We start from the raw sequence: 23,333 nt of genomic DNA, 5'->3' as shown, positions 1-23,333 counted from the left end.
CGATCAATCCTTGTGGCTGCTCAGCACCACTTTCTCGTAACTGTCCATGTTTTCGAGGATCTTGCCGGCGCCCAGCACCACGCAGGTGAGGGGATCGTTGGCGACCCGGATGTTGAGGTTGGTGACTTCGCGCATCAGCAGGTCGAGCCCCCGCAGCAGCGCGCCGCCGCCGGTCATGAAGATGCCGCGGTCGACGATGTCGGCGGCCAGCTCGGGCGGGGTTCGCTCGAGACATTCGCGCAGCGCGTTGACGATCGCGCCGACCGGCTCCTGCAGCGCCTCGCGAATCTCGACGCTCGAGACCCGCAGCGTGCGCGGAATGCCGCGCACCAGGTCGCGGCCCTTGATCTCCATGTCCATTTCTTCTGGGAGCGGGAAGGCCGAGCCGATCTCGATCTTGATGCGCTCGGCGGTCTGCTCGCCGATCATCATGTTGTAGGCCTTCTTCGCGTAGTTGACGATCGCCTCGTCCATTTCGTCGCCGCCGACGCGGATCGAGGTCTTGGTGACGATGCCGTTCAGGGCGATGACCGCGATTTCGGTGGTGCCGCCGCCGATGTCCACCACCATGTTGCCGGTCGGCGTATCCACCGGGAGCCCCACGCCGATCGCGGCCGCGATCGGCTCGGGCACGAGCTGGACGTCGCGCGCGCCGGCGCGCTCGGCCGAATCGCGCACCGCGCGCTTCTCGACCTCAGTGATGCCGGAGGGCACGCAGATGATGATGCGCGGCCGCACCAGGAACTTGTGCTTCTGGACGCGCTGGACGAACTCGCGCAGCAGGTCCTCGGTCAGCTCGAAGTCGGCGATCACGCCGTCCTTCAGCGGGCGCACGGCGTTGATCTCGTCGGGGGTGCGGCCCAGCATCAGCTTGGCCTCGGCCCCCACCGCCAGTACCCGGCCGGTGGCCTTGTCCACCGCCACCACCGACGGCTCGTTCAAGACGATGCCACGCCCCCGGACGTAAACGAGGGTATTCGCCGTGCCCAGGTCCATGGCCACGTCGGTTGAGAAGAACCCCATCAGACTGTCGAGAAACATCCCTGCCTCATCGATGGCCGGCCCCGGCTGGGGCTCGGGCGTTCCGATCGGACGACGAGCGAAGGCACTGCGCGGGAGCCCCGCAGCGTCCCTGCCACATGGGCGCCGGCACGCTACACCCGGAATCTCGGGCTCGGCAAGGTGGACCTCCCTGTGGGAGGCCCGCTTTTTCTCGCCCTCGCGCCAGGTTTCGGGGTAGAAGCTGCGTCCCACCACGTCCCTGGCCGCGCGTAGCCGCCTGCTCTCGCAGCATCGGCAGGTTCCCGCTGAATCCTGAGCTTTGACCGCGATTTCCTGCCGATGCTAGCCTTGTGTCCTCCCTTCCCCGGGTCTCACCCCGCGAGAGCATGAATCCAACGCGCCGGCTGGCGCCCTTCCTCCTTCCCTTGTTCTTCGCTCCCCTGCTCATCAGCCAGCCGGGGCGCGCCCAGACGTCCAATTCGGACGCCCGTTACGCCTTTGCCGACACCACCTTGCTGCGAGACACGCTGGGGCTTTCGTTCCCACGGCTGTTCCCGATCGCCGACAGCCTCCACGAGACCCCCGATACCCTGCGAGCCCTCTCGATCCGCTACCGCTGGAGCATCGGGCGCCTGGTGGTGATGGCCGACAGCCTCGGGGTGCCGGTCGACAGCGTGGGTCCGATCATGACCCGCGAGCGGTTCAATCCGCTGGCGAACCAGGCCAACAGCAACACGATGAACTATCAGAGCCTGTACAACATCGCGCAGCAGCAAAGCACCTGGACCAACAATCTGACGCTCGCGTTGACGCGGGGTGGCTTCCAGATCAACAACAACACCAACATCTCGACCCAGCGAACCCAGACCGGCGGGCTCACCAACGTCAACACCACGACGGCGTCGACCACCAACTTGAACTGGCGCATTCAAAGAGACCTGTGGGCGGGCATGAACGCCAGCCTGCAGGGGAATAGCAACAACACGCCCGGTTCCATCAACAACTACGCGAACAGCAACAACACCTATGGCCTGACCATCAACTCGCAGCAACGCCCGGCGCGAGGTCTCACCACCAAGCTCAACCTGGTCGGCGGGGTCGTGGATGCCCATCAGATCGATCAGTTCAAGCGCGGATTGTCCGGTTCGCTCACCGGCGAGGCGCGCTACTCGCCGGGGGCCTGGCTCACCCACGATCTGAACGGGAGCGTTTCCGGGAATCTGGCGCGGCTCGGGGTGCCGTTCTTGGACGACGGCATCCCCGGGCCCGACGCTGTGCAGACTCACGATCTCAACACCGATCTCCGCGGCGTGCTGGGGCTGTGGCAGAACGCCCCGGTCGGGTTCAACCTGAACTATCGGCTCAGCAAGACCAGCGTCGCGACCGCTGGAAGCGTGGTGTTGGACACGCTCGCGGTCCCGCCGCCAGGCCAGCAGTACATCGAGGTCCAGCAAGTCAACAACTTGAACAACAGCGTGGACGGGGCGCTGCGGCTTCGTCAGGACAACGGGCGCCAGCTCAACATCACGGGAAATCTGGGCGCCACCACCAACGCTACCGCCGGTGCCACCAGCTCGCTCAAGACCCTCGACAACGCCGGCTTCGGCGCCAACGGCAACTACGAGATCGGCAACTGGGTGCTGCAGGGGCAATTTGGAATGGCCCACACCATCTCGGCGTTTCCTCGCTTCGCGCCCACCGGCGGCTATCGCGAGAATCAGGAGGCCAACTCGCTCAACGGCCAGGCCACCTGGTCGGCGACCCAGAACTTCAACGTCCAGTTCCTCGCCAGCATCGGGCTCACGTCGTTCACCTACGAAACCATCGGCAGCTACCCGACCACTCCCGTCCCGCACGACCAGTACAACCAGTCCTATTCGATCACACCCAACCTCAGGATCACGAACAACATCTCGACCAACGTGAAGCTCGAGGTCCAACGCAGCCAGTTCATCAACATTCCCGCGGCGAGTACGGCGTCGAACACCGAAACGCACAGCTATCGCGCCACGTGGCAATGGAGCATGCTCACACTCGGCGGGTTGACTATCGGCCAGATCAACGCGATTGGTGCGACCTACACGTTCTTTCCGTTCGTACCTTCAAGCAATCGCCTGGCGCTCAGCTACACCACCACCACCACCCTGGCCGCCGTGCTGACCCCGCGACTCAACCTGACGGTCACCCACTTCCTGCAGTCTCAGCCCAGCGGCAACTACCTGCCGCAGTCGGAGGCCGACCCGATCGAAGTCTTCAGCAAGGCGGACGAAGACCGGAGCCGAAGGCTCGACGTCACTCTCAGCTACACGCCGATTCCGGCGTTCTCCCTGAGGCTCGCCCCGTCCTATCTGTTGATCGAACGTTACAGCACGACCAACGGCGTGCTGGGTCTCGAGCGGAGCTCGCCGTCGCTGACGCTCACGGGCGGGGCGACCCTGAACATTCCCGTGGCACCCGGGTGCACGCTCCAGGGCAACCTCAATCGCAACTATCGCGGGAACCGCTCTACCACCTACGGGCTCTCCGGGGCGGACCAGACGCCGCTCTCGGTGAGCGATTTCTGGAGCGGGGATCTGACGCTGACGTGGACACCATGAGCGGGTCGAAGAGAACGTTGATCGCTCCGATGCTCCTGCTCGGCACGGCGCTGCTCGGCGCAGGCTGTGGGCTGTTCAAGCCGGCCAGCCCGCAGCTGCCGTCCGGATCGGCACTGATCGGCAGATACACCGATCCCGATACGACGCTGGCGACCATGGCGCTCGCGATCGCCGACAAGGCCACCACCAACGGCCAGTCGGTCTACATGCACGGCTATGCCGACAGCACCGTGGATGGCGTGGATTACCACGCGTTCTTCGATCCCGCGACCGTGGCTCGATTCACCAGCGGCGGACACGCTCCCCCGGATCTCAACTGGGGGGTGCGTTACGAGCAGAACTTCTACGTCAAGTTCGCGCAGCTCCTGCCCGGCGCGAGCTACGAGTTCGTCTGGCAGGCCGATCCTTCCGCGCCGGAGGACGACCGACAGCCCACCACCGCGCTGCTCCATCGCAAGTACCTGGCGCTCGGGGTGCTGGCCGGCTCGGATTCGGCGGTGGTGCTGTCGCGCGGGTACACCGACCTGGCCTTCGCGAAATTGAATGGTGACTGGAAGATCGTGAGGTGGCAGGATCGCGAGGACCCGGCCGCCAACATCAACGCCGGCGAGCTGAGCTTCGGCCAGCGCCGGCTGGAGAGCCAATGAGCCACCGGGCACGCTTCATCTTACGGGCCGGCCTCGCGTCGATCGCGCTCTCGCTCGGCCTCACGGGCTGCTTCAACCCGTTCGACCCGCGGCTCTCGAACCAGAGCGGCATCTCCGAGCCCGCCCCCAATCCCAACACCACCTCGAACATTCTCAATCTGTTCGCCTGGTGCTGGAATCATCGCGCGATCGACGAATACAGCGAAGTCTTCACCGACGATTTCCAGTTCCAGTTCGCGGCCACCGATTCGGCCGGCAACGCCTTCACCGGCCGGGCGCTCTTCCGCCAGCAGGAGCTGGACACCGCGCGTCACCTGTTCGTCGAGGGCACAGCCAGCGAGCCGCCCGCCAGCAGCATCAATCTGGTGCTCGACCGGAATTTCGTGGCGTTCCCAGACAGCCGGCCTGGCAAGGCCTACCCCTGGCACCAGGAGATCCGGACCACGGTGACGCTTGCGATCCAGGCTGGAGACCAGGACTACCGAATTCTCGGCTACGCGCGCTTCTTCGTGACCCGCGGCGATTCCGCCAAGATCCCCGACGAGCTGGTGCGCCGCGGCTTCCGCCCCGACGTCAATCGCTGGTACATCGAGCGCTGGGAGGACGAGACCGTCGAGGGCGCGGGCGGCCTGATCGCGAACGGCGGCGAGAGCCATCTGTTGCACGCCGCGCTCGAGGAGAAGTTCGGCGCGCTCCCGGCGGAGCGTGCTCCGAGCGTGAACGCGACCAAGAGCGCGACCGATCCCTTCCCCATCAACGTCAGCTGGGGGTGGGTGAAGTACGTCTACGCCCGGTAGCTCCGGTCAGGCGTATACGCCCCGCAGCATGATCACCTTCACCACCCGCTCGATTGCCACCATGAAGGCCGCCACCCGCATGTTGACGCGGTGCTCGAGGCTCTTGGCCAGCACGTCCTGGAACGCCTGAACCATGGTGTGCTCGAGGCGCTGATTCACCTCGGCCTCGGGCCAGTAGAAGCCCATCCGGTTCTGCACCCATTCGAAGTACGAGACCGTCACCCCGCCCGAGTTGCAGAGAATGTCGGGAATCACGAACACGCCCTTGGTCTCGAGGATCTTGTCGGCGTCGGGAGTGGTCGGCCCGTTGGCGCCCTCGGCCACGATCTTGGCACGTACGCGAGAGGCGTTGTCGGGCGTGATCTGATTCTCGAGCGCCGCCGGCACCAGAATGTCGCAGTCGAACTCGATGATCGAAGTATTCAGCGGTTGCGAGCCGGGGAATCCGGCGACACCGCGCCGATCCTTGACGTAGTTGATCAGCCCCTTGACGTCGAGGCCGGCCGGGTTGTGAATTGCGCCGGTCACGTCCGAGACCGCCACGATCTTCGCGCCCTCCCTGGACATCAGATCGGCCGAAACCGAGCCGACGTTGCCGAACCCCTGCACCGCGACGCGGGCGCCGGAGAGCGGCATCTTCAGATGCTGGCAGGCCTCGCGCACGCAGAACAGCACGCCGCGCCCGGTGGCCTCGCGGCGGCCGGCCGAGCCGCCCACCTCGAGCGGCTTGCCCGTGACCACGGCGTACTCGGTGCGGCGTTCGTGCATCGAGTAAGTGTCCACGATCCACGCCATGATCTGCTCGTTGGTATTGACGTCGGGCGCCGGAACGTCGCTCTCGGGGCCGAAGAGATCCGAGAGGTCGGCGGCATAGCGCCGCGTCAGCCGCTCGAGTTCGCCCTTCGACATGCGCGAGGGGTCGCAGATGATTCCACCCTTGCCGCCGCCGAAGGGGATGTTGACCACCGCGCACTTCCAGGTCATCCAGGCCGCGAGCGCCTCGACCTCGTCGAGGGTCACGTCCGGGTGGTAGCGGATGCCGCCCTTGGCGGGGCCCCGCGCGATCGAGTGCTGAACGCGATAGCCGGTGAAGATCTTGAGGCTGCCGTCGTCCATCTGGATCGGCAGCGAGACGATGGTCGCCCGTCGCGGGCGCTTGATCATCTCGCGAATGCCCTCGGGCAGGTTGAGCCGGGCGGCGGCCTCGTCGAACTGGCGTTCGGCGTTGAGAAGCGGATTCAGGTCCTTCTGGGCGTTGCTGCCTTCAGCCGGCATGAAGTCCTCCGACCTCGAGTCGTGGCGCTCGTGCCGGCCGTTCCGGGCTCGCCGGCTTCAGCTTTCAGGTGCGGCGGGGCTGCGCCCGGCCGCGATGCGGGTGGCGCCGGAGTATAGCCGCCGAACGCGACCGGACGCCACGATTCGGCGGGCTCTCGGGGAAAAAGCACCGCGGGGGCGCCGGAAGGCGCCCCCGCGGAGTGCTGCGTTGAAGATGGCCTAGAAGGCGTAGGTGGCCGTGACCTTCGGGAAATAGGCGCCCGTCGTGGTCGCGTCCGAACTGTTGCCGCTTCCGAGCCAGCCCAGGTTCTGGAAGAAATCGTTGGCCACGATCGCGTCGAACTGCAGGTTGCCGACCTTGACGCCCGCGCCCAGGTGCATGTCGAAGCGCGAGAAGGTCTGCTCGGCGGCGTTGTCCGTCGCCGGAGTACGCGGGGTGGTCTTGATCTTCGCGTAGACGTCCTGGTTCGCCCCGAACCGCAGGGTCAGCCAGGAGTTCACGTGGGTCTCGAGAGCCGCGAACACCTGCGGATAGATCGACTCGTCGATCTTCGAGTTGTCGGCCGCCGCGCCCACGATGCCCGAACCGAAGATCGGGACATCCTGCTCGACCGAGTTGTGAGCGAACGTCAGGCCCAGCACGAACAGGTCGTTCTGGTTGAGCGTCCAGTTGCCCGCCGCGCCGATCTGCCAGCCCTTCAGGGTGTTGTTGGCGGTCGTCGAGGCCGCAGCGGTCGTGCTCTTGGTCGAGAGGTCGAAGGAGTACCACTTGAACACCGGCACCACCAGCAGGTTCGGCTGATACTGCCAGAGCAGACGAGCCGCGAACTGATAGGTCGTCGGGCTGTCCTCGGTGGTGTTGGTGCCCACGATCGGGGTCGTGCTGTTCTCGAACGTACGGTTCTGCCAGATCAGCGAGGCCTCGAACGAGCTGGTCGGGTTGACCTCGAAGCCGACGCCGGCCCCGAAGCCCCAGACATTCCGGTTGAAGTTGTCGCCACCGGCCAGCGTGGTGATCGTGGTGGTCGCCGGCGGGACGCTGAGCTTGGTCTCGAACACCGACCGGTTCAGGCGCAGGCCCAGGCTCGTGCCGCCCATCCGCTTGCCCCACATGAGATCAAACGAATGGTTGTTGTTGGCGTTCGGGTCCTGGCCGCCCGCCCCCACGCCCGGGTTCGACGTGATGTCGCCCTGGCCCAGGTTCGGGGTCCACTCGCGCAGGTGAATGCCCCAGGTTCCGAAGCGGCCGTCGAACAGATTGCCGAGGACGGCGCCCACGGCCCGGTCGTCCACCGGAGTCGCGGCGGCCTCGGTCGAGCCGAACTCGCCATAGACCAGGTTTCCGACATGCGAAATTTCGGATGAGTAGGTGTAGATGGCGGTGTAGTCCTTGATGTAATCGCCTTGAACCGACATACCCTCGACCCGCGAGGTCTGGGCATTCGCCACCAGCGGCAGCGCTAGCCCGAGCGCCGCGACGGCGATCAGACTCTTCATCCAGCGATTCAACATTTCTTCAAGCCTCCTTGGCGGTTCTTTCTGAAGTCAGAGCTACGATGCCACGATGCAGAACGAAAGCCGATCCGGCCAGTTCGCTACAACGCGGTACGGTTCGGAGCCCCACCTCCTTTCGAATGCCGAGTTCGATTGATTTGCCAGACAAGCCAAAGGCTCCATCGCATCCATGTGATGGAGCACTCAAGAAGTCCAGGACCACGACCTCCCGTTGGAAGGATCCTGGCTAACGCCCGACGCAAGTTAGGGGAGGGCTCGAAACTCTGTCAAGCCGATTCTCCCCCCCGTCGAACCGTTCCGGCTCCCCGGCTCCGCCCGGGCGCAGGCCTCCGGAAGGCCACGAATTGCGTGATCAACTCATTCTCGCTCAATGAGTTACCAAATAAGATCGACCCGATATGAACGTCACCCCGGCAGTGAACGAATGTGCCGTCCCGCAGGTAAATTCCGACGTGCGATGGATCCTGGCCCGGCCGCGCGAAGAAGACCAGATCACCCGCCCGTGGCTTTTCGCCTGGCTCGAGCCCCCGAGAGGCACGGAACTGATCCCTGGCGTCGCGCGGAAGCTCGATCCCCTGCTCGCGGAGCACGAGCTGTGTGAATCCAGAACAATCGAGGCCGGTGGCAGTGCGCCCGCCCCATAGATAGGGCACCCCCAGCAAGCCGTGGATCCGGGATCTGAATCCCGGCGGCCGCTCGCGCACGTCACGGACCAGCCGGCTGCGGAGCCAGCCGTGCCTCCCGTCGGGCATCGCGATCTCGCGCCAGGCGCCACGGCGCCGGCCGAGACGGAATCGCGACCCAAACAGAAGCGGGCTCACCAGACCGCCCGATCCCGGTTTCGCCAGGGCCTCGGCAAAGAGGGCGCGCAGCCGGCCGGTCGCGGCGCGGGTCCAGCGTGCCGCCTCGGCCCGGCTCATCACGGCCAGGCCCCACTCGCGCACCCAGCCCGCATAACGATCTTCCAGGCTCCGGACCCTTACCCAGCCGGATCGGGCCGGCCCGGGAAGGACCTGGAGTCGCTCGCCCAGCAGCAACTGGGTGCCCAGCTCCGCTCGATGGTCGGGCCTGCGGCGCAGATCCAGCGCCGCGAGCGACACCACGGCCTCGGCCGGCGCCCGCCTCAATCGACCGCGCCCGAGACGAGCACGAAGCGGCCGAAGCCTTCGCGATCGGCAAAGACCAGGCGCCGATAGGGCTGGTTGTAGTACCAGATCTCGAGCTGAGGGCTCTGCGCGGTCGCCGCGCGGGACTCGATCTGATCCGGCGGGCCGTATCGAATGTAGGCCCGCCCCATGTCCGACCTCCAGCCCGGGCCAAACCCCTGGAAGTGCTCCTCGGAGTACCTCACGCGCCGCACGAATTCGATCAGGGCCTCGTTCTTGGGAGTCTCGGGCGTCGGGTCCCGGCGCTTCCAGAACGCACTCCAGCCCGCCTCACGCTCGGCGGGCGCGAGCTTGCGGAGCTGATCCACTTCGCCGGGGTCGGCGATGTAACTCAGAGGCTCGAGCATGCGGTCCCACTCGGATCCCCGCGGCGGACCGCTCTCGATCACCTCGAACGAGCGCTCCACGCGCCAGTGTGACTTGCCCTCGATCATCTCGACCGCGAACACGTACGGGCCGACGAACAGGTCGGTCCTCGACGGCCTGAGCACCACGGGGTCCCCCGAGGCCGCCAGCGTGATCGTGCGCTCGTCGGTGACCAAAGCGTCGCCCGATTCGCCACGGATCCGAACGACGATCGAGTAGCGCCGCGGCCAGCTCCCCGGCCGCCGATCGAACAGCACCGCTCTGCCGGCCAGAGTCGCCACATCGCGCCCGAACTCACGCTCCGGCCGCACCGAGAAGACGCCGGCCGAGTCGGCCAACCCCAGCTCCAGATCCGAGAAGCCAACGGGGATCTTGGACCAGTCCTCGATCTCGACCTTGTCGCTGGCGCTGGAGCGGATGTCGGAGTTGAGGTCGTGCACCGCCACCCGCAGATCGTAGCGGCCTGGCGGCATCTGCAGCGTGTCCCGCTCGACCAGAGACGCGGTCGGCGACCGCGAGGCGGAATAGCTTGGCACGAGCAGCTCGCGCTGCCAGGTGCCGCCAAAGCTCCGGCCGCGCCTGGCGGGGTCGAGCGCGACGGTCAGCTCGACGATTGCCCCATAGCCTCGAGGCGCCCGGACCCACTGGAGCTCCGAGTAGGGCAGCGTGATGCTCACCACCAGCGCCGGCCGGCCCTCGCCATCGCGCGAGACCGAGAGATCGGTCGAGAAGAAGGGCGCTTGCTCGGAGCGCAGGGTGGGCAGTTCTGCCCGCGCGGCCGGGGCAACCGCCGACAGACATGCGAGCCCCACCATCATGCCGGACACAGCCCCGAGCGCGTGTCGAAGGTGGCAATGGGTCACGGTGTTTTTGACGCTAGCACAGCCGTTGCGGACGCAACCACCGGGGCCCGGCCCCAGGCCTCCACCCGCCGGGGGAGAAAATGGTGTCGCGTGCGCCCGGCGGTCGCGCTATAGTGGGGCTATTCGACCGGGCGCTCCGCCACTCAGGAAGCCCTTGCACCTGAACCAATCGTTTCGAAGTGCCGCGAATGGGCTCGGAGCCCTTGCGCTTGCGCTGCCTTTCGCGCTGTGCGTTCGGCCGGCGATGGCCACCATGCCGACCCGCGAGGGAGTGGTTCCGCAGGAGGTCGCGCGGGCATTTTCGGCCGGGCTGTTCGATCTTCCTCCACCACGCCCCCGCACCGCGACCAGCAGCTCCCAGACCCGCTGGTACGTGCCGGTATTGATGATCGGGTTCCAGGACGTTCCCCTCACCCACACGCCGGCCGAGTTCGAGCACGCCCTCTTCGACACCACCGGGTCGAATCCGAACGGTTCGGTCTACGACTACTACCAGTGGGTCTCGGGCGGTCGCCTGCGCGTCACCGGACGTGTGGTCGCCGCGGTGACCATGCCGCAGGACAAGATCTACTACACCTACAACTCCTACGGATTGGCGAAAGAGAGCACGCCACAGAACCTGTACGGCCTGGCGCGCGACGCACTGGGGCAGTGCAGCTCGACGATCGATTGGTCGCCGTTCGACCAGGATCACGACGGTATGGTGGACATCCTGTGGGTCCTCAGCGCCGGTATCGGGGGCGAGAACACGCCCGACCGGAACAACTTCTGGTCGATCACGACCAGCATGTCGGCGGGCTGGCACTTCGGCGGCGTCTACGTCACCTCCGAGTTGATCCCGGGGACCGCCGGCCAGTTCTACAAGATCGACCGGTTCTCGAGCGTGCCCGAGCTCTCCGCGTTGATTCCCGGGCATCAGGCCGAAATCGGCGTCTTCTGCCACGAGTTCGGCCATGCCCTCGGACTTCCGGATCTTTACGACACCAGCGGCATTCCGTTCGGGGTCGGCAACTATGGCCCCGGCAACTGGAGCCTGATGTCCACCGGTGGTTACGGCGGTTCGGGTCTCACGCCCGAGCGACCGGCTCACATGGGTGCCTGGTGCGCGAGCTATCTGGGTTGGATCCAGACCTTCCGTCCCACTCAGGACGGACCGCAGACCCTCGGTCCGATCGAGGAAGGAAACCCCGCCATGGAGATGTGGTTCCAGGGGGAGTCGCACCCTGAACATTTCCTGGTGGAAAATCGCCAGCAGGAGGGATTCGACGCGGCGCTTCCCTCGAGCGGACTCCTGGTCACCCACCTCGATGACGGGACGATTTCCTCGCTCCTCTCGGCCAACCGCGTGAACAGCGGGCTGACCCCCGGGCTCCAGATCGTCGAAGCCGACGGCGACTACGCCATGTGGATCGGACAGAACCGCGGCCAGGGCTCCGATCTCTTCCCGGGCACGACCGGCCGCAGTGGCATCGGCGACGAGACCATCCCCAATCTGCGCACCTTCGCCGGGGCCCGCACCAATCTCGCGCTGGGCGGTATTCACGCGGTCGGCTCCAACATGCAGGTGCAGGTACAGGTCAACATGCCGGGGTGGCAGCCGGAGAGGAGCATCACCTCGCCAACGCCGATCCTGATCGACGGCGCGCGACCCGGACACTGGGCAGTCACCGATCGCGAGCGGCGCGTGTTCGCGGTGCGGAGCGAGTTGCGGAATGGACTCCCGCAGATCGTGCTGTATTCGCGCCTGGCCGGAGTGTGGCAACTCCCCGAGGTGATCAGCGCCACCACCGTCGCCGCGCTCGATCCCACCATCGCGGTCCTGCCGGGCGGAGATCTCGCGGTGTGCTGGACCGACGGACGAAACGGGCGGCTTCAGATCTACTACCGAGCGCGAATCCGTGGCCAGTGGACACCCGAGGCGGCGGTGGCGACCTCGTCGGGAGACTCGCATCATTCCGCGATCGGCGCCGATTCGAAGGGGATGGTCGAGCTGGCCTATCTCAACGAGCAGGGCAGCTCGCTTCAGGTCCTGTTCCAACGCTTCTCCTACCTCTCTCCTTTCGGCGCCGCGGCGCCGGTGACCTTCCCGGGCGAGCAGCCCGATCCTCCCGCCTTGACGGTGGGACCGAGCGGTGCGTCCTACATCGTGTGGTCGGACCGCTCCACCAGCCCGCAGCGGCTGTACTTCGCCCGATTCACTCCGGATTCAGGCGTCAGCTCGCGCAACCCGCTGACGCCGACTCCGGCGGGACCGCAGCTCGCGGTGGCCACGGTGATGGACGGGGCGGGCAATCTCCACACCCTCTGGCAGGTCGGCGGTTCCAACACCAACGAACTTCACTATCAGCGCCGTCGCGCCTCGAGCACACCGTTCCCCCAGGACACCACGCTCGACAATTCCTCCGGCGTCCTGCAGGGCATCACGGCCGCCTGCGACGACAGTCTCGACATCCACGTTGCCTACGAGGACTGGGGCGGAGCGACATCGAGGATCCGCTACAAGCGCTGGACGCCGGCAGGCGGATGGGAGTTCGGCGGCGCTTACATTTCCTCGAGCTCGCTGACCTCGACTCAGCCCATCGTGCTGCCAAACGCGCCGGGAGACGTTACCCTGCTCTACGTGACCTCCGACGGCGACCTCTACACCCTCGAGGCCCGCAGCCGCCTGTTCGGCGCGAGCGCCACCGCTCAGGTGCCGGTCTCCCTCTCGCCGCTCGCGGACGGCCTCGAAGTGGGCCCCAACCCGGTTCGCGCTGGCTTCCCGTTGCGGTTCGCCGGGCGAGCCACCGTGGCCGACCGGCTCGAGGTGTTCGATGTGGAAGGCCGCCGGGTGGCGAGCCTCCCGGTTCGGTCGGCAGGCGGCCGCTTCGAGGCCCAGATCGACCCGGCGGTCACGCGAAGCTGGCGCGGGGGCGTTTACTTCGCCGCGCTGCGCGCGAGCCGCGAGAGGATCCGGTTCGTCGTGCTGCGATGAAGGGGCGGATCGGGCTCCGTCACGCGATCTGGGCGAGCGTCGCGCTCGCAGGCGCGGCGGTGCTCGGCTCCGCTCCCGACGCCCGGGGGCAGATCGCACCGGTTCCGCCGCTTCCGACCGGCGGCGTGATGCACGCTTCCGCCGAACTGGCCGACCGCTGGTGCTGGAGCGGCGCGTGGCGATATCCGGTCGGCAACGCCCGCGATTTCCAGCTGGCCGCTGCCGGCTCCTCCGCCGGCTACCGACTGAGCCGGAACATCGGTGGCCCCGACCTCGGCACTCGAACGCATCAGGGCGCTGATCTCAGTTGCGGTCACGGCGGCGACCTGGTTCGCGCGGCGGCCACCGGGCTGGTGGTGGCGGCGCCGCGGCGCGGCTACAACAGCGGCTACGGCCGCTACGTGGTATTGGGGCACCGCCTGTGCGACGGACAGGTCGCTTACAGCGTCTACGCCCATCTCGCCGCCGGCACGATCCGGGTTCGCCCCGGCCAGTCGGTGCTGGCCGGCGGCGTGCTCGGACGTGTCGGGAGAACCGGCCGCGCGACCAGCCCGCACCTCCATTTCGAGGTCCGGCTGGCCGACGATCCTTCCGCACCCTGGCAGGACACGCGGGTCGTGGACCCGCTCTCGTTCGTCGCGGACCGCCTCCCGGCCGCGGCGCGCGCCGATTCGCTCGCGCCGTGGTGGGACTGGGCGGCGTACGCCGGGCTCCTGGCCGATTCGCTGGTCACGCCGGCCAGCGCTCTGCGGCACGCCGAATGGTGGCGCATGCTGGCGGTCGCGGGCGCCCATCAGTGGACCCTGCTCCCGGAAGCCGACCTCACCCTGCGCGATTCGTTGATCGCGGCGGGCCTCCTGCCCGAACGATCGCGAGCGACCCCCGGAGAGACGGTGAGCTGGGAGGAGCTGGCGCGCGACCTGCGCCGGCTCGAGATGATCGGCGCGGCGCTGCCGGCGCGGCCGGCGCCCGACCGCCAGTTCCGCTCGGTGTGTCGCGAGATCCTCGGGCAGGCGAGCCCGGATCGTGACCCGTCCGACCTGGCTCGTCGCGAGGCTCCGCCGCACGCACTGGACGCGGTGCTGTTGATCGCCGACCTGGCGCCCGCCGCCCCCGCCCCGCGGGCCCGGGGGAGGGACGCCGCTCCTTGACCCGGGTCGCCGGGCATGGCAGCTTCGCCCGGCATTCAAGGCTGTGACGGGGACGAGTACCCGCGTGCGGAGTTCCAGCGAGTCGGGGATGGTGGAAGCCCGATACCCACCGGCGCGGCGAACATCACCCCCGAGCCGCCGACCGAAGCGACGCGACGCGCCGCCTGAGGCTCGGACGGAAGCCCGCCGAAATGGGTCGGACCGCGCCTCGCGCCCGGTCCACGAGGCTCGCGCCGCGAGGCGCGCGCGAAGTTGGGTGGCACCGCGACCTGCGTCGCCCCAACCGGAATCGGGTGGGGCGTTTTCATTTTCCCGGCGGAGGTTTTCGATGGCCGGCTATCGCGACACGCTGAACCTGCCGAGCACCGAGTTCCCGATGAAGGCGGATCTCCAGCAGCGAGAGCCGGCACGTCTCGGGTGGTGGAAGGAGCGGCAGATCGAGAGCAAGCTCGCCGCGGCGCGCCGGGGCTCGCCGGTCTGGATCCTTCACGACGGTCCGCCCTATTCGAATGCCCACCTCCACATGGGAACGGCCGCGAACAAGATCTGGAAGGACGCATCCGTGCGGCAGGCTTCGATGCGCGGCTTCGATTCTCCGTTCGTGCCCGGTTGGGACAATCACGGCATGCCGATCGAGATCCAGGTGGGCCGGGAGTTCCGCGAGAAGAAGCAGCAACCCGATCGTGTGACGTTGCGCCGGCGCTGCCGCGAGTACGCGATGGAATGGGTCGGCGTCCAGCGCGAGGAGTTCGAACGCCTCGGAGTGTGGGGCGATTGGAGCCGCCCCTACCTCACCATGAGCTCGGACTTCGAGGCCACGATCCTCGAGACCTTCGCGCGCCTCGCCGACCGCGGCTACGTGCAGCGCGGGCTCCGCTCCATCCACTGGTGCCCCACCGATCGCACCGCCCTCGCCGAAGCCGAGATCGAGTATCAGGATGACGCCTCGCCTTCGATCCATGTCGCGTTCCCGTTGCTCCGGGACCAGGGCGGCCTACTGAAGCGATTCCCCGGCGTGGCGGCGGTGGCGTGGACCACGACGCCCTGGACCCTGCCCGCCAATCTCGGCCTGATGGTGAATCCCGGCTCGGCCTACGTGGTACTGCGCGATGGCGAGCGGCGCCTGCTGGTGGCGAAGGAACGCGCCGCGGCGTTCGCGGAGGCGGCCGGTCTCGCCGGCGCCACCGTCGAAGCGGAGCTTCCCGGGCGCGACCTCGTCGGGCTCGTGTTCGAAGGCCCGTGGGGCAACGAGTCGCAGGTGGTGGACGGCACGCCGTTCGTGAGCATGGAAGACGGCACCGGCATCGTTCACACCGCTCCGGGCCACGGCAAGGAGGACTTTCAGATCGGACAGAAGCACGGACTCGGCGTGCTCTGTCCGGTGGACGAGGCCGGCCGATTCACGGCGGGAGCCGAACCGTTCGTCGGCCGGAGCGTGCTCGAGGTCAACGACGACATCATCGCCTGGCTCGCCGAGCGCGGCCGGCTGCTGTCGAAGGGTACGATCACTCATTCCTACCCGCACTGCTGGCGCTGCCGCCAGCCGGTGATCTTCCGCGCCACCAAGCAATGGTTCATGATCATTGATCATGCGCCGGAGCCGCTCGAGGGCGGCGCGAGGTTGACGCATCGGCAGCGCGCGCTGGACGCCATCGAGCGCGCGGTGAGCTGGGATCCGGGAAGTTCCCGCAATCGGATTCGCGAATCGGTGCGCGGGCGGCCCGACTGGTGTCTGTCCCGCCAGCGTTCGTGGGGCGTCGGGATCCCGGCGGTCTACTGCGAGAGCTGCGGTGAAGCGCTGCTCGACCCCCGCGTCATGGCGCGGGCGGCGGAGATCACGCGCCAGAGCGGCTCCGACACGTGGTTCGAGAAGCCGGTCGAGGACTTCCTGCCGGCGGGGATGAAGTGCGAGCACTGTGGCGCCGCCGGTCCGTTTCGCAAGGAAACCGACATCCTCGATGTCTGGTTCGATTCCGGATGCACGCACCGGGCGGTGCGCGTCTCCCATCCCGACCTCGCCCCGCGGCTCGATCAGGCACTCCGGCGTGCGGCGGCCGGCGAGGGCGTGGCGTACCTCGAGGGACCCGACCAGCATCGCGGCTGGTTCAACTCGTCGCTGATGGTCGGGATCGGCTGCACGGACCGCCCGCCCTACACCGAGGTCTACACCCACGGCTGGGTGCTGGACGCGCAGGGCCGCGCCATGCACAAGTCGCTGGGCAACGTGATCGCGCCGATGGACATCGTGAAACGCTCGGGCGCGGAGATCGTGCGCTGGTGGGCGCTGGCCACCGACTGGCGAAGCGACGTCCGCGTCGGTGATGAGATCCTGGTGCGGGTCGCGGAGGCCTACCGGAAAGTGCGCAATACGTTCCGATTCCTGCTCGGCAACCTGAGCGACTTCGACCCGGCCGCGCACTCGGTGCCGCACGCCGCGCTCACCGAGGTGGACCGCGCGTTTCACGATTTTCTGGCGGGTCGCGTCGATCAGATGCGGTCGGCCTACTCACGCCTCGAGTTCCATCGCGTCCTCGATCTGCTGCTCGACGTCTGCACGGTTCATCTCTCGGCCGCGTTCCTCGACGTGGCGAAGGATCGGCTCTACACGCTGGGACGCAACGATCCGGCACGTCGTTCCGCGCAGACCGTGTTGTGGCGCGCGCTTCACGACCTGTGCGTGCTGGCCGGCCCCGCGCTGGTATTCACCGCCGAGGAGGTCTGGCAGCACCATCCGGCCCTGGTTCGCGAGCAGGAGAGCGTGCACCTGGCGGTGCTCGGGCCGATCGCGGCGCATGCCGCGGAGCCCGCGCTGTGGGAGCGGCTGCTGGAAGTACGCGCGGTGGTCAACAGCGCGATCGAGCCGCTTCGCGCAGCCAAGACCATCGCCACCACCCAGGAGGCGGCGGTGACGCTGTCGGCGCCCGATTCGGAGAGCTGGCTCTCGCGCTTTGCCCCCGAGCTGCGCGACTTTCTGATGGTGGCCGCGCTCGAGATCGCTCCGCAACGAGTGGCGGCGGCCGCCGGCGGCGGCGCGGCGGCCTTCTCGGCGATGGCGCGGCCGGCGGGCGATCGCTTCAGGAAATGCGAACGCTGCTGGAACCACCGCGACGACGTGTCGGAGGCCGGCCTCTGCGCTCGCTGCCGTTCGGTGCTCGAGTCGCTGTCGGGAGCCGGGAAGGGCTGAGGATCGCGGGCCGCTACTGCGCCACGATCTTGTAGACGCCGCCGGCCAGGGTGAGGACGTAGATCTCGCCGCGGGCGTCCTCGCCGAAGCTGGTAATGCTGCTGCCGGGATCCAGGGTCGGCCAGTCGGTCTTCTCGGTCACCGTGAATCCACTGAGGCGGAAGCTGCGCACCCAGTGTGCGCAGTTGTCGCCGTAGAAGTAGGTGCCGAGCAGGCCGGGCAGGGCGCTGCCACGATAGACGTAGCCGCCGATCACCGCGCAGCCTTCGCCGTGATCGTACTCGAGCATCGGCGGCGTGAGGCCCGCGCTGCTGCAGGCGCTTCCCGGCGGATAGCACTCGCCCGCTTCCATGATGTTCCAGCCGTAATTGGCCCCCTTGCCGCCGCCGCCCGCCGCGGTCGAGATGTCGATTTCCTCGTGATCATCCTGACCGACGTCCCCGATGTAGAGATCGCCGGTGCCGCGATCGAAGCTGAAGCGCCAGGGATTGCGAAGTCCGATGTCCCAGATCTCCGGACGCGCCCCCGCTCCGAAGTCGGGATTTCCCGCGGCCGGCACCGCGGGAACGTTGTGGACGTCCATGCGCGAGATCGAGCCCAGCAGATCGTCGGTGGTCTGACTGTGGTGATAGGTGTCGCCGCCCCCGCCCCCATCGCCAAAGCTCGCGTACAGCATCCCATCGGGGCCAAAGGCCAGCATGCCGCCGTTGTGATTGGTGTCGGGGTGCGGGGTGTAGAGCACGCTGTCGAGCGGCGTGGGGTCGGCCACATCCGGGTTGCCGCTCACGTGATAGCGCACCACGTGCTCGTTCCACGAGAGGTCGCTGAAGCTGACGTAGAAACGGCCGTTGGCCGCGTAGCCCGGATCGAACGCGAGCCCGAGCAGCCCCTGTTCGGTGTCGGTCGAGACCTGCGAGTGAATGTCGAGGAACGGGGTCGGGAGGAGCGAGCCGTTCTTGATGATGCGGATCCGCCCCGGCTTCTCGACCACGAACAGGCGCGTGAAGTCCGCGGGCGGCGCGGTCAGGAACACGGGAGTGCTGAGGGCGGTGGAGATGCTCTGGAGCTTGAGCGCCGGCGTCACCGGCGGGGCGGTGGAGCTGGAGCCGTGCTTCTCCGAGCACGCGAACAGACTCGCGGCCGCAAGCAGGAGCAGAAACGCGAGTCGCCGGCCTCGAGTCATGTGATCGTGCCCTCCGTTTCGAGCTCGCGGCCGAACTCGGAACGCCTGCAGTCGCGTATTTCGAGTGGGTCGGAGCCTAGCGCTTATCCTCCGGCGCGGCGAGCGGGAGCTCGGCCTGCCGGGGATAGCGGCGCTTGAGATCCTCCACCAGTTGTCGGAAGGCGGGCGTCTCCCCTTGAAGGGCGATCTGATCGGTGTCGATTTCGAGCACCTCGAGCTCGGCCCGGGCCCGCTTCATCCAGTCGTCGTAGGCGTTGTTGAGCCGGGTGATGTAGTCGATCTGGATCCCGGCCTCGCTCGCCCGTCCCCGCCTCTCGATCCGCTTCATCAGCACCTCGGGACTCGCCTTGAGGTAGATGACGAGGTCGGGCTTCCTCAGGTAGGAGGCGAGCACCGAGAACAGGGCGGTGTAGTTGCGGTAGTCCACCTCGGTCATCGAACCCTGCTCGTGCAGCGTGCGGGCGAAGATCTCCGAGTCTTCGTAGATAGTGCGGTCCTGGATGAAGGGCAGGGCGCTCTGGCCGATCTGGACCTGAGCCTTGAAGCGCTCGCTCAGGAAGTAGATCTGGAGATGGAAACTCCAGCGGGGCATGTCGGCGTAGAACATGTCGAGGTAGGGGTTCTTGATCACCGGCTCGTAGTAGGCGAGCCAGCCCAGCTCGGCGCTCAGCCGATTGGTCAGCTCGGTCTTCCCCACCCCGATGTTCCCGGCAATTGCGAGAAAATAGCCCTGAGAGGTGACAGGGCCGCCATGAATGTCAGGATCGTGTTCAGAAAGTTTTGGACGCTGCAAAGCGAACCGTCCTCACCAGCCAGGTTGAAAGAAAAAAAAGAGCTCACGAGCCCGAATCGAGAAAATATCCGAACCCCCCCGACGGCGAAAACATCTCATACGGGGCACGCAATGGTAGTTGGGGGGCTAGTTCGATGACACTCGCGTGCGGCCCGCGATGCTGAGAACGACGTCCCCCATTTGAAAGTCACCCCGCTCCGCGAGTGTCCGGAGCGGGGTGAACTGTTTCCGGCCGGTTCGATCGTGGCTGTAGCGCGGCTCAGCCCTCCTCCTCGGTGTCGGCGCCCCCGCCCTCCGGGGCCCCGGCCCGGCGAAAGGAGCCGGCGTCCAGCCCGTGGCGCTTGAGAAGGTCGTGAAGCGTGGGCCGGCTGATGCCGAGATCGCGTGCCGCTCGCGAAACGTTGCCGGCGTTGCGGGTCATGGCCTCGTCGATGCTCGAGCGCTCGGCCCGGTCGCGCGCCGCCTGCAGGGTGCGGGGCGAGTTCTCCTTCACTTCTTCCAGCTCGAGATCCTCGGGCCGCAGCGTCGCGTCCGGGGCCAGGATGACGGCGCGCTGCACGCGATTCTCCAGCTCGCGCACGTTTCCCGGCCAGCGATGCTGCAGGATCGCGCGGAGCGCCGACTGGCTGAAGCCCTTGACCTTCCGCTGGTGGTGCCGCGAATAGAAATCCAGGAAGTACTCGGCCAGCACCCGGATGTCATCGCCCCGCTCGCGCAGCGGGGGCACCGCGATGGTCACCACGCTCAGGCGGTAGAACAGATCCTCGCGAAATTTGCCGGCCGCCATCCCGGCCTGGAGATCCTGATTGGTGGCCGCGACCACCCGAACGTCCACCCGGGTCGACTCGCGCGAGCCGATGCGCTCCACCACACGATCCTGGAGAAAGCGGAGCAGCTTGACCTGAAGCGGCGGCGGCAGCTCGCCGATCTCGTCCAGGAACAGCGTTCCGCCCGCCGCCAGCTCCACTCGCCCTTCACGCGTGCGATAGGCGTCGGTGAACGAGCCACGTTCGTGCCCGAACAGCTCGCTCTCGAGCAGCGTCTCGGGAATGGCGCCACAGTTGATCGGCACGAACGGCGCGTCGCGCCGAAGGCTTGCCTCGTGGATCGCGTGCGCGACCAGCTCCTTGCCGGTGCCGTTCTCCCCCACCGTGAGCACGGTGGCGTCGGTGGGCGCCACCCGCTGGATCAGCGCATAGACCCTGCGCATGGCCTCGGACTCGCCGATCAGCTGGTGATAGCGGCGCGCCCCCAGCCGTTCCGGCTCCTGGGCGCGCTCGATCTTGAGGATGTGAAGCGCACGCTTGAGGATGACCTTCAGCTCTTCGAGCTGGATCGGCTTGGCGTACCAGTCCACCGCACCGCGCCGGATCGCGGCCAGGGCATTCTCGCGCCGGTCGTTCCCGGTCACCATCACCACCTTGGTGAACGGATAACGATCCACGATTTCGTCGAGCAACCGCATGCCTTCCTCGGCGGGCCCGCCCGCCGGGCTCAGGGTGACGTCGAGAGTGACGACGCCGGGAGCGTGGCGCCGGAGCGCATCACGCGCTTCCTCGGCGCTGCCGGCGGTGAACACCTCGTACTCGTCGGCGAGACCCCAGCGCAGCTGGTTGCGGATCGACTCCTCGTCGTCCACGATCAACACGCGTTCAGCGTCCATGCCCGGCCTCGGCGACGGCGGCGACCTGGTTCGGCAGCGTGATCTCGAAGCGCGTGCCGTCGCCCGGCTGACTGGCCACGCGGATGCGACCGCCATGCGCTTCGACGATGCTGCGGGATTGGGCGAGACCGAGTCCCAGCCCCTCGCTCTTGGTGGTGGCGAACGGCCGGAACAAGGCGGTGCGGATGAACTCCTCGCTCATGCCGCGGCCGTCGTCGCGCACCTCGAAGCGAACGCGCCCGCCCCGGCCGTTCTCGGGAGCCTCGACCTCGGCGAGCAGGTCGATGTGACCGGAACCGCTCAGCGCCTCGCGCGCGTTGGTCAGCAGATTGGTCAGCACGCGCTTCATCTGGCGCCGGTCCAGCACCACCTGTTCAGCGGCGCGACAGGTGACCGAGACCTGGATGCCGTCGTGCTCGCCGCGCCGCAATCCGGCGCCGGCCAGCGACTCCTCCACCAGCTGGAGCAGGTCGCAGGGCTCGGGGCGCACTTCCAGACTGCGCCCCACGCTCGCCACCTGCTGCATCAGCTCGGAGAGGCTCGCGACCGTGCGCTCGACCACCGCCAGGGCGTCGCGCTGAAACTCCGGATCGCTCATGTGACGGCGTGCATTCTCGACCACCAGCGAAAGCCCCGAAATGTGATTCTTGATGTCGTGGAGCACGAAGCTCGCGAGCCGATTGAGCGATTCGAGCTGCCGGGTCTCGGCCAGCTGCTCGGCCTGGCGCGCGAACCACAGCGTCGCGGCGATCTGCCGCGACATCGCGCCCAGGAACTCGACGTCCTCCTCCGAGTAGTCCTCATCGGTGCGCTTGGCGGACAGCCACAGCGCTCCGATCAGGCGATCGCCGACCATGAGCGGCGCGCAGGCCGCGGCGTCCAGCGCGCGGATGGCGTCGCGATTCTCGGCCGCGACCGGGATCAGGTCGAGATCGCTCGAGAGCCGATCGAACACCACCGGCCGCCGGGTGCGGGTCATCTCGATCATCAAGGGGTTGTCCGCCGAGAGCTGGGACGGCATCGCCGCGGGCCCATGGATCCGGCGCAGCACGCCATCGGCTTCGTCGAGCAGGTAGACCGCGACGCGATGGGGCTCGAACACCGCCGTGACCAGCTGCTCCACCTGGCGCGAGATCTCCTCGAGTCGCGTTCCCGGCGTGAGCGCTCCGCTCACCCGCTCCCACTCGCGGCGATAGTCGTAGCGATTGGCGTAGAAGTTTCGATCGATGAAGCGTTTGATCGCGCGGCTGCTGCGCGGGCTGACGGTGAGCAGCAGTCCGCCGCCGCCGACCAGCAGGTAGAAGCACAGGCTCACCACGCGCTTCCACTCCGGGGTGAGGACCGGCAGCACCTTCGAGAGCACCGCCATGCTGAGCAGGAAGGCGCCGGCCAGCGTGAGCGAGACCGACGAGTAGTAGATGACCGGACGCGCCAGCGGCACGCTCATGTCGGAGAGCCGGCGGCGCGCCAGCGCCAGCGCCGTGACCACGCCGGCACCGAACAGCGGCACGGAGGTCGCGGCCAGCCATGAGACCCGAATGCCGCCGAACAGCAGGCCGGCCGACACCACCAGCAGCTCGCTCAGGATCGCCACCAGGAAGGCCAGCGCCATGGCCCGCAACCGTCGCTGCAATGTGGCGGTGGCGGAGCGGAGCATGCGCTCCAGATTCATGAGCACCGCCACCATCGCCACCACCAGGTACATCAGGTAGACCTTGCCCATGCCGCCGAGCAGGATCACCGCGTTCCCGCCGAGCCCGACCACTTGGTGGACGATGCTGGGATTGACGGCGAGCGAGAACATCGCCACGCAGCCGATCAGGGCGAGCGCCAGATAGGCGGCCGCATTGCGGATCTGCTCCCACGGATCGGTCCGGGCCAGCACCACGCTCAGCGACAGCCAGAGCCACGAGGCCAGCGCCGAGACTCCGGCCAGATAGGTGGCCCAGTTGCGCGCCGAAGTGGCGTCGCCGGCCTGGAGCATGAAGAGCGTCCCGGTCTGGAACGCGGCGATCGACAGGAACGCCGAGGCGAACAGCAGCGTCGTCAGCCAGTGGCCGCGGCGCAACGTGGCGAGCACGCCGATCACCGTGGCCAGCAGCGCGCTGGCCATCACCAGACTGATCTGGACGGGGGACGAAGTGAGGTCCATCGACG

General features: G+C 67.4%; 15 protein-coding genes. 6 read left to right on the top strand and 9 right to left on the bottom strand.

Annotation, left to right across the window (positions count from 1 at the left end; all coding sequences use genetic code 11):
* Positions 1–3 precede the first annotated feature (3 nt).
* Positions 4–1,041: a rod shape-determining protein gene (locus VMJ70_03865; GenBank protein HTO90244.1), complete on the bottom strand. Its 1,038-nt coding sequence runs from the start codon at positions 1,039–1,041 to the stop codon at positions 4–6.
* Between the two features lie 347 nt (positions 1,042–1,388).
* Here VMJ70_03865 and VMJ70_03860 point away from each other — a divergent pair, with 347 nt between their 5' ends.
* Genes VMJ70_03860 through VMJ70_03850 form a run of 3 tightly spaced genes read left to right on the top strand, consistent with a single transcriptional unit; the run spans position 1,389 to position 5,043 of the window.
* On the top strand, positions 1,389–3,599 hold the full coding sequence (locus VMJ70_03860) for a hypothetical protein (protein ID HTO90243.1): 2,211 nt from the start codon (positions 1,389–1,391) through the stop codon (positions 3,597–3,599).
* Positions 3,596–4,246 carry a hypothetical protein gene (locus VMJ70_03855; GenBank protein ID HTO90242.1) on the top strand — a complete coding sequence of 217 codons (651 nt, stop codon included), beginning with the start codon at positions 3,596–3,598 and terminating at the stop codon, positions 4,244–4,246. Before VMJ70_03860 ends, VMJ70_03855 begins: the two co-directional genes overlap by 4 nt.
* On the top strand, positions 4,243–5,043 hold the full coding sequence (locus VMJ70_03850) for a hypothetical protein (protein ID HTO90241.1): 801 nt from the start codon (positions 4,243–4,245) through the stop codon (positions 5,041–5,043). The genes VMJ70_03855 and VMJ70_03850 overlap by 4 nt, the downstream gene beginning before the upstream one ends.
* A gap of 6 nt (positions 5,044–5,049) precedes the next feature.
* On the opposite strand, the gene VMJ70_03845 is transcribed toward VMJ70_03850, so the two are convergent.
* The 4 genes from VMJ70_03845 to VMJ70_03830 form a co-directional block, all read right to left on the bottom strand.
* Positions 5,050–6,318 carry a Glu/Leu/Phe/Val dehydrogenase gene (locus VMJ70_03845; GenBank protein ID HTO90240.1) on the bottom strand — a complete coding sequence of 423 codons (1,269 nt, stop codon included), beginning with the start codon at positions 6,316–6,318 and terminating at the stop codon, positions 5,050–5,052.
* Between the two features lie 219 nt (positions 6,319–6,537).
* On the bottom strand, positions 6,538–7,830 hold the full coding sequence (locus VMJ70_03840; GenBank protein ID HTO90239.1) for a hypothetical protein: 1,293 nt from the start codon (positions 7,828–7,830) through the stop codon (positions 6,538–6,540).
* A gap of 269 nt (positions 7,831–8,099) precedes the next feature.
* Entirely contained in the window at positions 8,100–8,960 is an 861-nt protein-coding gene (locus VMJ70_03835) for a C40 family peptidase (GenBank protein ID HTO90238.1), read from the bottom strand.
* Positions 8,957–10,183, bottom strand: coding sequence for a GWxTD domain-containing protein (locus tag VMJ70_03830; GenBank protein ID HTO90237.1), 1,227 nt, complete (start codon positions 10,181–10,183; stop codon positions 8,957–8,959). The genes VMJ70_03835 and VMJ70_03830 overlap by 4 nt, the downstream gene beginning before the upstream one ends.
* Before the next feature lie 298 nt (positions 10,184–10,481).
* On the opposite strand from VMJ70_03830, the gene VMJ70_03825 reads away from it, so the two are divergent.
* The 3 genes from VMJ70_03825 (at position 10,482) to ileS (ending at position 17,537) form a co-directional block, all read left to right on the top strand.
* Positions 10,482–13,202, top strand: a complete 2,721-nt coding sequence (locus VMJ70_03825; GenBank protein HTO90236.1) for a M6 family metalloprotease domain-containing protein — start codon at positions 10,482–10,484, stop codon at positions 13,200–13,202.
* A complete protein-coding gene (locus VMJ70_03820) occupies positions 13,199–14,353 on the top strand; it encodes a M23 family metallopeptidase (protein ID HTO90235.1) in 1,155 nt (384 codons plus the stop codon). The genes VMJ70_03825 and VMJ70_03820 overlap by 4 nt, the downstream gene beginning before the upstream one ends.
* Before the next feature lie 328 nt (positions 14,354–14,681).
* The gene (gene ileS / locus VMJ70_03815) at positions 14,682–17,537 is read left to right on the top strand and encodes an isoleucine--tRNA ligase (protein HTO90234.1); all 2,856 of its coding nucleotides are present in this window, start codon (positions 14,682–14,684) and stop codon (positions 17,535–17,537) included.
* A 13-nt stretch (positions 17,538–17,550) separates the two neighbouring features.
* Here the strand turns inward: ileS and VMJ70_03810 are convergent, their stop codons facing one another.
* The 4 genes from VMJ70_03810 to prsK all read right to left on the bottom strand — a co-directional run bounded on the left by VMJ70_03810 (position 17,551) and on the right by prsK (position 23,328).
* Complete coding sequence (locus VMJ70_03810) at positions 17,551–18,720, bottom strand: PQQ-dependent sugar dehydrogenase (GenBank protein HTO90233.1); 1,170 nt, start codon at positions 18,718–18,720, stop codon at positions 17,551–17,553.
* Positions 18,721–18,796: 76 nt separating this feature from the next.
* Positions 18,797–19,513, bottom strand: coding sequence for a deoxynucleoside kinase (locus tag VMJ70_03805; GenBank protein ID HTO90232.1), 717 nt, complete (start codon positions 19,511–19,513; stop codon positions 18,797–18,799).
* A 259-nt stretch (positions 19,514–19,772) separates the two neighbouring features.
* The gene (prsR, locus tag VMJ70_03800; protein HTO90231.1) at positions 19,773–21,176 is read right to left on the bottom strand and encodes a PEP-CTERM-box response regulator transcription factor; all 1,404 of its coding nucleotides are present in this window, start codon (positions 21,174–21,176) and stop codon (positions 19,773–19,775) included.
* The gene (gene prsK / locus VMJ70_03795) at positions 21,166–23,328 is read right to left on the bottom strand and encodes an XrtA/PEP-CTERM system histidine kinase PrsK (GenBank protein ID HTO90230.1); all 2,163 of its coding nucleotides are present in this window, start codon (positions 23,326–23,328) and stop codon (positions 21,166–21,168) included. The genes prsR and prsK overlap by 11 nt, the downstream gene beginning before the upstream one ends.
* Between the last annotated feature and the right edge of the window lie 5 nt (positions 23,329–23,333).

The sequence above is a fragment of the Candidatus Sulfotelmatobacter sp. genome, from assembly GCA_035498555.1.
Lineage (GTDB): Bacteria > Eisenbacteria > RBG-16-71-46 > RBG-16-71-46 > RBG-16-71-46 > DATKAB01.
This window is presented reverse-complemented; position numbering and strand designations above follow the sequence as displayed.